We start from the raw sequence: 13,904 nt of genomic DNA on the forward strand, positions 1-13,904 counted from the left end.
CATTACTTAATAAGCTGATGGCATTTAGGCGAACAGCTGTTTCATAACATTCACATGTGTGTCCGATCCAGTCGCTTTAATAATATGCAATGGAGTAATTCGCAGTAAATTTGATTTCTCTAATACATGATGGTTAACTCTGGTGGTAGTCCTTTTTACAAGTAGTAGGTACACGTCCTCTGCCTAAAAAATCCTTCCAGCGCTTTTTAAGCTTTTCTTTTAGGCGTTTTAACATGAGGTCTACATCTCCTTTCGATTATTTAAGAAAAGCACCAAAAAACGTTCTACCGATCCAACCCTCTTATTTATAGTATAATACTGTTTGAGTAAATTTGAAATAAAAACACTGCAATTGTTTTAAAAAAGGCTTATTTTTCTATATTAATGATTAATTTCTACGCTTTTTCTTATGTATATTTTTAGCCTATAAATGATTCTTATACCAAAATATAATAATAGGGACGTGTGAAAGTCCCCATATATTGAAAGTTATTCAATGGGTTTGGCGTTATCTGTCACAGTAAATGGATTATCTTTATTAATATGATCGTAAAACATAACACCGTTCAGATGATCGATTTCATGCTGAAAAACTATTGCTGCATAATCCCTTAGACGCAATTTAAGTTCTGTACCATCCAAACCAGTTGCTTTAACGGTAATCCTTGCGTATCTAGGTACATATCCTTCTACATTTCTATCTACTGACAGACAGCCTTCTCCAGAAGTTAAATATGCTTTTTCAACCGAGTGACTGACAATTTTAGGGTTTATTAAGCCATAGCTATATAATTTTCCCTTTAAATCTTCGAAGTGAATTGCGACCATTCGTTTATTTATTGCCAATTGTGGTGCGGCCAACCCTACACCAGGCCTTAAGTCATAATCGCTTGCAATTGTTTCATCTTGACTATTCTTTAAAAAGGTAAGCATATCATTTAAAAGCTGTTTATCTTCCTCAGATGGAGGAACTGGTACCTCATCTGCTGTTTCGCGTAATGATGGATGGCCTTCTCTGACTATATCATCCATAGTTATCATGCATTGACACTCCTTACAGTTCATAATGATAATATTTTAACATAATATGAATTTTTACATCATAAATTTACTATAGGACAAGTATAAATTAATTAATTTGAACCCTATTTTGTTAAAAAAATGTGTTATACTAAGGTATAAAATTTGCAGCTTAGATTGAAGGAGGATATTGACTCGTGGTGTTTAAAAAGTCGTTCTTAATTTTATTATTATTTATATTAGCTATACTCACTGCTTGTAGTGGGGCATCAACCTCAGAGCAGATTTATGATCATTTGGAAAAGGCAGTGGAGCTAGAAGATACCTTTGTTAAGCAGCAGGATCCAATTGTGGAATTGGAAAAGAAGGAACAGGAAATATATAGCCAAATTATTGACCTAGGCATGAATGAGTTTGAACAAATAAAGGAACTTTCCAATCAGGCAATTGAAAACATTGAAAAGAGAAAAGAGAAAATAGAGCTGGAAAAGGAAAGTATTGCAGCTTCCAAAGAGGAATTCACAAAAATTGAAAGCATGATTGAAGACTTGGAACAAGAGGATGCACAGAAGAACGCGAAAGAGATGTATAGTGTAATGACCGATCGGTATAACGCATATGATAAGTTATATCAAGCATACTCCGAAACGCTAAAGCTTGAAAAAGATTTGTATACAATGCTGCAAAAGGAAGACTTGGAGCAAGAAACACTAACTAAGCATATAACAAAGGTCAATGATAGTTATCAACAGGTGATTGCAGCGAACGAAACATTCAATGAACGTACTACTGAATATAATGCATTAAAAGAAGAGTTTTATTCTGCTGCGGGAATAGATGCGGAATATGAAAATAATGCACCAACAGGCGAAAAAAACAGTACAGAATAATCAAGTGAATATCGCAAGCAGGCAGAACCAAATGAAATTCATTTGGTTCTTTTTTATGTGTATACTATTAGTAGTCTATTAATACAGTTTCAGTTTGTTACTATAACAGATGATGCTTTAAAAGAGTGAATTTTATGTAAGCGGTACAATCCTTTTATTAAATATAAATAAATAAAACAAAGTGATTGACCAAATTGGTATATATAAGCTAAACTTTAACTAGATTATGAATTGTACCATTAAATTTTCCTGTTCTTATGTAACAGTTTAGCCTTTATTTTTAAATGTGATTAGTAAAATTTAATTAAGGGAACAAGAATAAGAGGAAAAGGGTACAGATTTTTTCATATTTTGGGAAGGCTAAAAAAGAAAATACAAAATAGGTATTCAGAAAGGAAGAGGTGAACTATTTTGAAACACGTACTTGAAAGTGTTGAAAGTCAGTTCGAAATGTTCCAGATTCTCAATGAAGATGGAAAGATTGTTAATAAAGACGCAATGCCTGATCTTTCAGATGATGATTTGAAAGAGCTTATGCGCAGGATGGTTTATACTCGTATACTTGACCAGCGTTCTATTGCACTGAATCGTCAAGGACGTTTAGGGTTTTATGCTCCTACTGCAGGACAGGAAGCATCACAGTTAGGGAGTCAATATGCGTTAGAAGCAGATGATTTTTTACTTCCAGCATATCGTGATGTTCCACAACTTATTTGGCAGGGTCTTCCATTATATCAAGCTTTCTTATTCTCAAGAGGGCATTTCCATGGTAATCAGTTTCCTGAGGAAGTAAAAGGGTTGAGCCCGCAAATAATCATCGGTGCTCAGTATACACAAGCTGCTGGTGTTGCACTTGGAATGAAGAAACGTGGAAAGAAATCAGTTGCCGTAACATATACAGGTGATGGTGGTACATCCCAAGGTGATTTCTATGAAGGTATTAATTTTGCAGGCTCATATGGCGCGCCAGCAATTTTCTTTATCCAAAATAACCACTTTGCAATTTCAGTACCTGTTGAAGAGCAAACAAATGCCAAAACCTTGGCACAAAAAGCGGTTGCTGCCGGAATTGAAGGAATTCAAGTTGATGGTATGGATGTATTAGCTGTTTATGCCGTTACTAAAGAATCACGTGAACGAGCAATAAAAGGGGAAGGTCCTACATTAATAGAAACGTTAACATATCGTTATGGACCCCATACCATGGCTGGGGATGACCCGACACGCTATCGTTCTGATGATCTTAATGATGAATGGGAGAAAAAAGATCCTCTCGTCCGATTCCGTACGTTTTTAGAAGAGAAAAACTTATGGTCGGAAGAGGAAGAGAACAAAGTTATTGACGAGGCAAAAGAAGATATTAAGAAAGCTATCAAAAAAGCAGATGATTACCCGAAACAGACTGTAACTGACTTAATTGAAAATATGCATGAGGAACTTCCATCGAATTTGCAGGAGCAATTGGAAGAATATAAAGAGAAGGAGTCGAAGTAGACCATGGCACAAAAGACTATGATTCAAGCAATCACTGATGCAATGCACAACGAATTAAAAAATGATGAAAATGTGCTTGTATATGGTGAGGATGTCGGTCAAAATGGCGGTGTGTTCCGTGCCACAGAAGGGTTACAAGATGAATTTGGCGAAGAACGTGTATTTGATACGCCACTAGCCGAATCAGGAATTGGTGGACTGTCGATTGGTCTTGCTCTGCAAGGTTTTCGTCCGGTACCGGAAATTCAGTTCTTCGGCTTCATCTATGAAGCAATGGATGCTGTTAATGGCCAAATGGCGCGGATGCGTTATCGTTCTGGCGGTACGAAACCAATGCCAATAACAATACGTTCTCCATTTGGCGGTGGTGTGCACACACCTGAACTTCATGCTGATTCGCTTGAAGGGCTAATTGCACAGCAACCTGGTATAAGAGTTGTCATTCCATCAACACCATATGACGCAAAAGGACTTTTAATCTCAGCTATACGCGATAATGATCCCGTACTATTTTTAGAACACATGAAATTATATCGTTCCTTCCGTGGTGAAGTTCCAGATGAGGAATATACAGTTGAACTTGATAAGGCGGATATAAAACGGGAAGGTAAAGACGTTACACTTGTTGCTTATGGCGCAATGGTTCATGCAGCCTTAAAAGCAGCGGATGAACTTGAAAAGGATAATATTGACGCTGAAGTTATTGATCTTCGTACGGTATCACCGGTTGATGTAGATACAATTGTTGAGTCGGTTAAGAAAACCAATCGAATGGTTATGGTTCAGGAAGCTCAGCGTCAAGCTGGAGTTGGAGCACACGTAATATCAGAAATTCAGGAACGAGCAATACTCCATCTGGAAGCACCTATTTTACGAGTTACTGCTCCAGATACTGTTTATGCATTCTCACAAGCTGAGGAAATATGGCTACCAAATCATGAAGACATCGTAGAAAGAGTAAATCAAGTAATTAACTTTTAATTAAAGGATTGGAGGTAGTAATAATGGCTTACAATTTTAAACTGCCTGATATTGGTGAAGGAATTCATGAAGGCGAAATTGTAAAATGGTTTGTTAAAGAAGGCGACGAAATTAAAGAAGATGATGTGCTTTGTGAAGTGCAAAATGATAAAGCTGTCGTTGAAATCCCTTCTCCAGTTGAAGGAACTGTTGAAAAGGTTCATGTTGAAGAGGGCACAGTATCAACTGTTGGTGATACTATCATTACAATTGATGCAGAAGGCTATGAGGATCAGGAAGATGACGCTGGAGAAACGGAAGAATCAAAGGAAGAGTCAAAAGCTAGTAGTGATCAGGAATCTGATAAAAAAGAATCTGCAGAAAAAAAGAATAATGAGTCAGACGATAAAGAAGAAACGAAAGATAAATCTTCCGACGATAAACGCGTAATTGCAATGCCTTCTGTACGTAAGTATGCTCGTGAAAATGAAGTATCTATTCAGGATGTACAGGGGTCCGGTAAAAATGGACGCATCCTAAAGGAAGATATAGACAAATACTTAAGCGGTGACCAAAAAGCAGATACAGATGCTGCTTCACAAGAGCAAGAAGAAGAAACAACAGCATCTAAAGAAACGCAAGTTCCAAAAGGTGAATACGCCGAAACACGCGAGAAAATGAGTGGCATCCGCAAGTCGATTGCAAAAGCAATGGTTAATTCGAAAACGAAAGCACCACATGTAACACTAATGGATGAAGTAGATGTAACAGAGCTTGTTGCTCACCGTAAGAAATTTAAAGCTGTAGCAGCTGAGCAGGATATTAAATTAACTTATCTGCCTTACGTTGCAAAAGCATTAGTCTCAGCATCTAAGAAATATCCAATATTAAATGCTGCTGTTGATGATGAAACCGATGAAATTATTCACAAGCATTATTACAACATTGGAATTGCAGCGGATACTGATAAAGGTTTATTAGTCCCAGTTGTAAAAGATGCAGATCGCAAATCAATTTTCACCATTTCACAAGAGATAAATGAATTGGCAGAAAAGGCTCGTAGTGGTAAACTTGCATCTGATGAGATGAAAGGCGCATCAAACACAATTACTAACATTGGTTCAGCTGGTGGACAATGGTTTACTCCTGTTCTTAATTATCCAGAAGCAATTATTCTTGGTATTGGAAGAATTGCTGAAAAACCAATTGTACGTGATGGTGAGATTGTTGTTGCTCCTGTTCTTGCGGTGTCATTTAGCTTTGATCATCGAATCGTTGATGGTGCAACAGCACAACTTGCATTAAATCAGATTAAACGATTATTGAACGATCCACAATTAATTATGATGGAGGCGTAGATTATGGTAGTAGGAGATTTTCCAATTGAGTTAGACACATTAGTAGTTGGAGCAGGACCGGGTGGCTATGTAGCTGCCATCCGTGCTGCCCAAACTGGTCAAAATGTAACAATTGTTGATAAAGGTGCACTTGGCGGTGTTTGCTTAAATGTTGGGTGTATCCCATCTAAAGCAATGATTCAAGCTGGTCATTTGACGGAAAACGCTCATGGTAATGAAGAATTAGGTATAAAAACGGAAAATGTATCCGTTGATTTTTCCAAAGTTCAGGAATGGAAAGGAAAAGTTGTTAACAAATTAACTTCTGGCGTTGAAAGTCTATTGAAAGGCAATAAAGTGGACATAGTTAAAGGCGAAGTATACTTTGTTGATAAAAATACAGTAAAAGTTATGGATGAAAAGAATTCACAGACTTATACATTTAACAACTGTATTATTGCAACGGGTTCAACACCAATTGAAATTCCTAGTTTCAAATTCACGGATCGCGTTATTGATTCTACCGGTGCATTAGATCTAAAAGAAATTCCTAAGAAAATGGTAGTTATCGGAGGCGGTTATATTGGTACTGAGTTAGGCACTGCATATGCTAACTTTGGAACTGATGTAACAATCCTTGAAGGCACAAAGCAGATTCTTGGCGCTTTCGAAAAACAAATGCAGCAAGTAGTAAGCAAACGTCTTAAGAAAAAAGGTGTAACAGTTACTACAGAAGCAATGGCAAAAGGTGTTGAAGAATCTAAAGATGGTGTAACAGTGACCTATGAAGTTAACGGGAAAGAAGAAACCGTTGACGCTGACTACGTATTGGTAACAGTTGGTCGCCGTCCTAATACAGCAGAAATTGGTTTAGAGCAAGTAGGTATTGATGTAGATGATAAAGGACTTATTAAAATTGATAAACAATGCCGTACAAACATAGACAATATTTATGCAATTGGTGATATTGTTGATGGACCTCCATTAGCTCATAAAGCATCATATGAAGGAAAAGTGGCAGCAGAAGTAATCGGTGGAGAGAAATCAGAAATCGATTATATTGGAATACCTACAGTTGTATTCTCAGATCCTGAGTTAGCTACAGTTGGCTATAGTCAACAAGAAGCAAAAGATGCTGGGTACAATGCAAAGGCATCTAAGTTTCCATTCGCTGCTAACGGCCGTGCATTATCATTAAATGATAGTGATGGATTTATGAAATTAATTACCAGAGAGGAAGATGGTCTGGTAATTGGAGCTCAGATTGCTGGTCCAAATGCTAGTGAAATGATAGCAGAAGTTGGATTGGCAATTGAAGCAGGAATGACAGCGGAAGATATAGCGTTGACAATTCATAACCATCCAAGTCTTGGTGAAATTACGATGGAAGCTGCTGATGTAGCATTAGGAATGCCAATACACACAATGTAATTCAAGATTTTTAAAGAGAGCTGCCATAGTGCAGTTCTCTTTTTTTGTTGTATAGGAAATTATAAAATTTAAGTGCTGTGGATAATTGGACTTCCGAATCAGTGACGTCCAGCTCCGACGTACAGGACGTACTAGTGCCGGTGACGCCACAGGACGTGGCGTTCTCACCGGCCAGCGCCTAGCACCTAGTGGACTTCCCTCTCCGTGTCTACGATAAGAAATAAAGGATGTTCGACTAAAACCACCACATCCTGTGGCAACGTCGACCCACCCGCAGCGCTGAGCGCAGTCCATACTGCGCTGAACAGGCGCTTGCGCTTTTGTTCTTCCAGTTAACAAAACTATCATCCAATTGTAAAAGGTCAATAACGAAGAAGAAGGGAGTTGTTTAAGTAAGAGTACTATTTATTGCTAGCGCACATACTTGACCGCTAAGTAATTTTCTTCTTCTTATCTTGTTGCTTCTGTTTCATGCCAACTATGCATTCGTTGCTATGTATTAACTGATTTATTTTTAAAGTTGTTTTACATACAGCCCAAAAAGAAGCAGTTCAGTTAAAGGTACAAAAATCGTTTTTGTGCTAAAACTGAACTGCTTGTAAATTTAGCAGATAAGAAAGTATAACTACTTTCTTACTGTATAAGTGCAACTAAGGCAATTCGCCCAAAGACTTGGCGAATGCCAAGTTTTCTAATATTTATTGTCTTTTCCGCCGTAAATCGATTTCTCTGGCCTCTTCTCTAAATGATTTCATTAACGAAAATATAATCAAAATCATGATTATAGCAAATGGAAAGGCTGCTATTATCGAGGCTGTTTGTAAAGCTCCGAGTCCGCCTTGCCACAACAACACCGCTGCAGCACTTGATTGGATAATTCCCCATACAAACTTAACAGTATTTGGTGGATATAAGCTTCCACCAGTCGTTTGCATTCCCAATACAAATGTTGCAGAGTCTGCCGATGTGATAAAGAATGTACTGATTAATAAAATCGCAATGATAGACATTACAGTGCCAAATGGAAATTGTTCCAAGACCACAAAGAGTGCTGCTTCACTGCCGAGGTTATCTACTACCTGCTGAATTTCTGCACCCTGAAAATGTTCCAGGTTGATTGCCGATCCACCGAATACGGAAAACCAAAGAGCACCAAATATGGTTGGTACTAACAGAACGCCTAATACGAATTCTCGAATCGTTCTGCCTTTAGATACTCGGGCAATAAATGTACCTACAAATGGTGCCCATGCGATCCACCATGCCCAATAAAAAATAGTCCAGTCCTGTATCCATGAGTCATCCATATCAAAAGGTGTTAATCGGAAGCTCATGCCTGGCAGGTTTTGTACGTAACTGCCAAAGGTTGTTGTGAATAGATTCATGATGAAGTTTGTAGGGCCTGCAAATAAGAGAAACAGCATTAAAGCAATTGCTAAAATTATGTTTGTATTACTAAGATATTTAATCCCTTTATTCAGGCCTGTCATGGCAGACGTCATATAAAGAACGGTAACAATTCCAATAATAATTAGCTGCAGTGAAATGTTTTTGTCTAAACCAAATACATACGATATACCTCCAGAAATTTGGATTGCCCCAAGACCTAGTGAAGTTGAAACCCCAAAAATTGTTGCGAATACAACTATAAAATCAATAAGAGTTCCCCATGCCCCTTTAACCTTATCACCGAATAAAGGTTCAAGAATTGCACTTACAACTCCTGGAGATTGCTTTCTGAATTTAAAGTATGCTAAGGCCAATGCAATTGTGGCGTAAATTGCCCATGGATGCAGTCCCCAATGAAAGAAACTGTAACGCATAGCAGTTTTAGCGGTATCACTTGTGTTAGGTTCTCCAAATGGAGGAGTGTGATAATGTGATAATGGCTCTGCAGCACCCCAGAATACTAATCCAATTCCCATACCTGCACTGAAAAGCATTGCAAACCAAGTTAAATAGGAATATTCAGGCTTGTCCCCTGGTTTTCCCAGTTTTATATTGCCGTATTTGGAAAAGATCAAATAGATTGCAAATACCAAGAATGCTGTTGCACTCATCAAGTAGAACCAGCCAAATTTTTCTACCAAATACCCTTGGATATTTGATGTTACATCATTCATATTACTATTTGGAAGGATCCCCCAAATAATAAATAATACTGCCACGATGGCTGAAATGTAGAATACCTTTGTCACTTTTTTCATATGAACAATCCTCTCTATGTAGATTATTTTCACAAAGTATGTGTAAGGAATAAAGCACTTACGTATTGAAACATACGATAATAAATAGTTCAATTCTTACGCAAATAATTAGTACAATGTGCTTATTGTTTCCTTTAGATTTAATATAATTCTCTGTATATATATCCTTTTACGTATTCCCAAACTAGGAAAAATTAAACAATAACTCTTAGAACACTACGAATTTACTAAGTCTCTGTCGCGAATGCTTTATGCAGTAAGAATATTTATTTTTTTATCTGCTGAAAAAGTATAGTCATTACCTGCTGATATCATATATAATTAATATAATGTCATATACGCATATAATAGGGGGGGACAGCTATGAAAAAATTGATATGGCTAATGTTAGTATTACTTATATTTGTTACAGTAGCTTGTGAGGAGAGTAAAGCAATCAACTCAAAAGATGAAGGTCAGGATCAGGAAAATACTAAGGAACAAATGGAAGATGTTGATGAGGAAGTAAAAGCTGAAGAAACAAGCGAAAAGGAAGATACAGATAAAGAAAAAATGAGTGAACCTAAAGAAGACAAGCCGATCGAAGCACAGTATGCAATTAATGAGGAGAACTCTTTGGTAATGCCGTTGAATGATAGCATAAATGAAAAGATAGTATTGTTAACTATTGATGATGCACCACATAACTATTCATTGGAGATGGCGAAAACGTTAAATGAATTGAGTGCAAATGCAATCTTCTTTGTAAATGGACATTTTCTGGATACTACTGAGGATGAAGAGATCTTAAAGAAAATTCATGATATGGGTTTCAAAATCGGAAATCATACATATAATCATGCTTCTTTACCAGATTCGTCTCAGGAAGAACAAAAAAAGGAAATTATCAGCTTAAATGATAGGGTTGAAGAGATTATTGGAGAAAGACCAGAATTTTTCAGGGCCCCATTTGGTGCTAACACTGACTTTTCAAAAGAAGTAGCGAAGGATGAAGGCATGGTTGTCATGAATTGGACGTATGGTTATGACTATTTCAAGCCATACATGGATGCTGATAAATTGAAAAAGGCGATGATAACAGGTGAAGGGCCTGAAGTGGATGTTCCCTACAGTTTGCTTAAGCCAGGGGCCAATTTATTAATGCACGACCGTGAATGGACTGCTAAGGCATTGAAAGACATTGTAATTGGACTACGGGAAAAAGGATACGAAATGGCAGACCCATCATTAATACAAACAAAAGAGTAAACATATAACAGTCAGATATTAATATATCTGGCTGTTTATTTATTCACAAAAACATATATAACCTAATATGTTATACTAATTAAGGGTTGATTCTTTAATTGTGACACATTATAATATTAATACAGTGTTATAATTAACATAAAAAGGAGTTGGGACAGGTGGGGACAATCATTTGTCAAGATTGCCAGAAAGTAATTGATCATTATGATGATGAAAAAGTAACTACTCTTTATGGTACATGTCCGACTTGTAATAAAAAATAAATTAATATTGATACATCATAGCTGCATGGATAGCCATGCAGCTTTTTCTTTAGCAGTTAAGAAAGTATAACTACATTCTTACTGCATAAGTGCAACTAGGGCAATTTGCCCAAAGGCTTGACGAATGCCAAGTTTTCTAAGGAATTAAGAAGCTTACTGGATAAGTGCGACTAAGACTTGGCAATAAGCTAAGTTTTCTAATATATTGTATTAGCAATTACTAATTACTAAATGATAGAATAAAAAGAAAAAGAGGTGACTATATTGAGGTGGGAAACAAAAGTTACAGAGCTATTGGAAATCGAGTATCCTATTATTCAGGGGGGACTTGCATATTTAGCATATGCAGATTTAGCGGCAGCAGTATCAAATGCTGGTGGTCTTGGACAAATAACGGCAATGAGTCTACCTGGTCCAGATGAATTACGTAATGAGATAAGAAAAGTCCAAACAATGACAGATAAACCATTTGGTGTGAATTTTGCTATTGGACAACATGGACGGCCATTTGAGCATATGGTACAAGTGGCTATTGATGAAAAAGTACCAGTCATATCAGTAACTGGTGGTAATCCAAAAGGTGTGCTTGACATGGCAGAAGATTTTCCAATAAAGAAACTTGTGCTTGTTGCTGCGCGCAGGCAGGCTGAAAAGGCAGAAGAGCTAGGCGCGGACGCTGTCATGGTAGTAGGACAAGAAGGAGGGGGGCATCTTGGACGTGGTGATGTTGGTACATTTGTGTTAACACCACAAGTTGTTGATTCTGTTTCTATCCCGGTGATTGCTTCAGGAGGAATTGTGGATGGACGAAGCATGATGGCCGCACTTTCATTAGGTGCAGAAGGTATTGAAATGGGTACACGTTTTATTGCGACGAAAGAATGTATTGATGCACATCCTGTATATAAACAGGCACTAGTTGAAGCTGATGAAAATGCAACAGTCGTTATTAAACGGACATTAGGAACTCCAGCCAGAGCTTTAAAAAATACATGGACGGACAAAATATTAGGTATTGAGCAAGAACATGGTGATTTTGAAGCACTTAAAACATACATAAGTGGGGAAGCTAATAAACAATACATCCATAAAGGCGAAGAAGCAGAAGGGTTTGGCTGGGCTGGACAAGGCGCAGCAAGGATTCAGGATATACCCTCTGTAAAGAAATTATTTAATTCAATAATAAGTGAAGCAGATTTAATTAAGGGAAAATGGACAGATTGAGGTGATTAACAAAGATGAGTTATCATTACCCACTAGACGAATCATGGTCGAAAGAGGAAATCATTGAGGTGGTTAATTTTTTTACATTGATAGAAGAAGCATATGAACAGCAAGTTAAACGGGAAGATATCCTGGCAGCATACCGAAAATTCAAGGATGTAGTACCATCTAAAAGTGAAGAGAAGACCTATTTTGCTGATTTTGAAAAAGCTTCGGGATATGCAAGTTATCCTGTTGTAAAGAAAGCTAGAGAAACTGAACAAAAAACATTTACAGTAACTAAGTAAAAGAGACAGCGACATAGTATTTATGGCATCACTTACCGCACAGTTTAGTGATATAGTATTTTGTTTTTATCATGTTCTAATGAGCAAAACTAAGCGCATGAAATACACGAATTCTCACACTGGAACACCGGCTAAAAACAGTCACGTCCTGTCCGTCGCAGCAACAGCTGAATTTCCCTCAGGAAGTGATTTTTAGTTGTGTCGTATTTTAACTTTAATCAGCAACAAATATAAATCCGAACTAATTCGAATTCTATTTAAGAACTTCGAATCATAGTTCGGATTTTTGTCATGGCTTTTTACCATTGAAGGCTTGGCGATAAGCCAAATTTTCTAATACTAATAAGGCTCGTACTCGCTTCTATTAATCCATTGAGATTTTATAAAGGGGTGTCAGATTATTAAATGTATCTTCAACTTCCTTTAAAAATGCCTGTCCATCTTTTAAAACCGGGTCACCAGGTTTGAAATGTCTGCCAATTAGAAATTCTGCTTTTTTAACATTTTGAAAGCGGGTAAGCGCCTTTTCCAAGTTTATTTCAGAAAAACGTGTAGCATCTTTTTTGGTGTGATCCAAGGAAACAACATAATCATCAGGAACTGTCTGCTTAATATCATCCATGTGATTTAAAAATGTTTTAGCCATTTCCTGTTTTCCAGGCAGTTCATAAATATATGCAAGCCATACAAATAGATGGTCATCAAATAACCCTATTTGAAAATGTGGATGTTTTTTGTAACCTCGCTTATTATGACAAAAAGCCATCCATGTATCATTAGGCGGGTTCTTTGTACGTCTCAAGTGCTGTGCAATATGTATATGCATTTCACTGCCTGTCATCTCTGAAACAGGTTCAGTCAGTTCTTCACCTAGAGCCTTAAATTTTGGCTGTATGTTTTCTCTGATGGCTTCCATCCGCTCATCAAGTCCATCAATTGTAAAGATTTTAAAATCTTTTTCCGTAAATCCCTTAAATCCCATATAAATCATCCTTTCTACGGTGCACTATCATAGATTATAATAATTATTATTAAGCAAAAATAGGATTCAGTCAAGTTTTATCCCTGCGAACAATGTTTAAAAAGATTGAAAATTGGGGAATGTAAAAACAAAAGTTACTATTTACCATGAACTATTTGGGAAAATATTTCATATATATAATAAAAGCCAACTGAAAGGTTGTGGGTAAAGTGAAATATGTAATGGAGGCACTGAGAAAGAAAGAAGCACAAGAAAAATTGCCCGTTATTCGAATGGAAATTGATTATGAACTTGTAACACTACATGATGCAATGCAAGCCAATGATAAAATTGAAATGATAAAGTCAAAAGAACGTTTAGAGCAATTACGTTTGCAAATGCTGGAGATTGAAAATGATTAATAACGGAAAATGACCCCAAAGTTTACATATGTTCATTGTTTGTTGATGAACACTTTTGGGGTCATTTGTATGTATAGGTTTAAAACCATCGGATTAAAAAAATGATTAAAAGCTTCCAATTTGGTATCATTGATATAGATGAAATGTAATGGAGGCTTAT

General features: G+C 36.9%; 13 protein-coding genes. 10 read left to right on the top strand and 3 right to left on the bottom strand.

All coding sequences use genetic code 11. From position 1 onward, the window contains the following. Positions 1-489: 489 nt before the first annotated feature. Positions 490-1,041 carry a peptide deformylase gene (gene def / locus J2Z82_RS08130; RefSeq protein WP_209480303.1) on the bottom strand — a complete coding sequence of 184 codons (552 nt, stop codon included), beginning with the start codon at positions 1,039-1,041 and terminating at the stop codon, positions 490-492. Positions 1,042-1,217: 176 nt separating this feature from the next. Here def and J2Z82_RS08135 point away from each other — a divergent pair, with 176 nt between their 5' ends. The 5 genes from J2Z82_RS08135 (at position 1,218) to lpdA (ending at position 7,132) form a co-directional block, all read left to right on the top strand. Continuing rightward, on the top strand, positions 1,218-1,910 hold the full coding sequence (locus J2Z82_RS08135; RefSeq protein WP_342453612.1) for a YkyA family protein: 693 nt from the start codon (positions 1,218-1,220) through the stop codon (positions 1,908-1,910). Positions 1,911-2,321: 411 nt separating this feature from the next. After that, the gene (pdhA, locus tag J2Z82_RS08140) at positions 2,322-3,404 is read left to right on the top strand and encodes a pyruvate dehydrogenase (acetyl-transferring) E1 component subunit alpha (RefSeq protein ID WP_280922982.1); all 1,083 of its coding nucleotides are present in this window, start codon (positions 2,322-2,324) and stop codon (positions 3,402-3,404) included. A gap of 3 nt (positions 3,405-3,407) precedes the next feature. Continuing rightward, entirely contained in the window at positions 3,408-4,385 is a 978-nt protein-coding gene (locus tag J2Z82_RS08145) for an alpha-ketoacid dehydrogenase subunit beta (protein ID WP_209480304.1), read from the top strand. 23 nt (positions 4,386-4,408) lie between these two features. Further along, the gene (locus tag J2Z82_RS08150) at positions 4,409-5,722 is read left to right on the top strand and encodes a dihydrolipoamide acetyltransferase family protein (RefSeq protein WP_209480305.1); all 1,314 of its coding nucleotides are present in this window, start codon (positions 4,409-4,411) and stop codon (positions 5,720-5,722) included. 3 nt (positions 5,723-5,725) lie between these two features. Further along, a complete protein-coding gene (lpdA, locus tag J2Z82_RS08155; RefSeq protein WP_092493089.1) occupies positions 5,726-7,132 on the top strand; it encodes a dihydrolipoyl dehydrogenase in 1,407 nt (468 codons plus the stop codon). 698 nt (positions 7,133-7,830) lie between these two features. On the opposite strand, the gene J2Z82_RS08160 is transcribed toward lpdA, so the two are convergent. After that, positions 7,831-9,339, bottom strand: a complete 1,509-nt coding sequence (locus J2Z82_RS08160) for a glycine betaine uptake BCCT transporter (RefSeq protein ID WP_209480306.1) — start codon at positions 9,337-9,339, stop codon at positions 7,831-7,833. Positions 9,340-9,702: 363 nt separating this feature from the next. On the opposite strand from J2Z82_RS08160, the gene J2Z82_RS08165 reads away from it, so the two are divergent. From J2Z82_RS08165 to J2Z82_RS08180, 4 genes are all read left to right on the top strand, one after another. Further along, positions 9,703-10,587 (top strand): polysaccharide deacetylase family protein, encoded by an 885-nt coding sequence (locus J2Z82_RS08165; RefSeq protein WP_209480307.1) that lies wholly within the window; start codon positions 9,703-9,705, stop codon positions 10,585-10,587. A gap of 158 nt (positions 10,588-10,745) precedes the next feature. Further along, positions 10,746-10,850 carry a GapA-binding peptide SR1P gene (locus tag J2Z82_RS08170; protein ID WP_209480308.1) on the top strand — a complete coding sequence of 35 codons (105 nt, stop codon included), beginning with the start codon at positions 10,746-10,748 and terminating at the stop codon, positions 10,848-10,850. A 264-nt stretch (positions 10,851-11,114) separates the two neighbouring features. Next, positions 11,115-12,074, top strand: a complete 960-nt coding sequence (locus J2Z82_RS08175) for an NAD(P)H-dependent flavin oxidoreductase (protein ID WP_209480309.1) — start codon at positions 11,115-11,117, stop codon at positions 12,072-12,074. A gap of 14 nt (positions 12,075-12,088) precedes the next feature. Next, entirely contained in the window at positions 12,089-12,361 is a 273-nt protein-coding gene (locus tag J2Z82_RS08180; RefSeq protein WP_209480310.1) for a UPF0223 family protein, read from the top strand. 364 nt (positions 12,362-12,725) lie between these two features. On the opposite strand, the gene J2Z82_RS08185 is transcribed toward J2Z82_RS08180, so the two are convergent. Next, a complete protein-coding gene (locus J2Z82_RS08185) occupies positions 12,726-13,343 on the bottom strand; it encodes a YktB family protein (protein WP_209480311.1) in 618 nt (205 codons plus the stop codon). A gap of 209 nt (positions 13,344-13,552) precedes the next feature. On the opposite strand from J2Z82_RS08185, the gene J2Z82_RS08190 reads away from it, so the two are divergent. Then, positions 13,553-13,744 (top strand): hypothetical protein, encoded by a 192-nt coding sequence (locus J2Z82_RS08190; protein ID WP_209480312.1) that lies wholly within the window; start codon positions 13,553-13,555, stop codon positions 13,742-13,744. Positions 13,745-13,904: the final 160 nt, after the last annotated feature.

The organism is Virgibacillus litoralis, from assembly GCF_017873675.1.
Classification (GTDB): Bacteria; Bacillota; Bacilli; order Bacillales; family Amphibacillaceae; genus Lentibacillus; species Lentibacillus litoralis.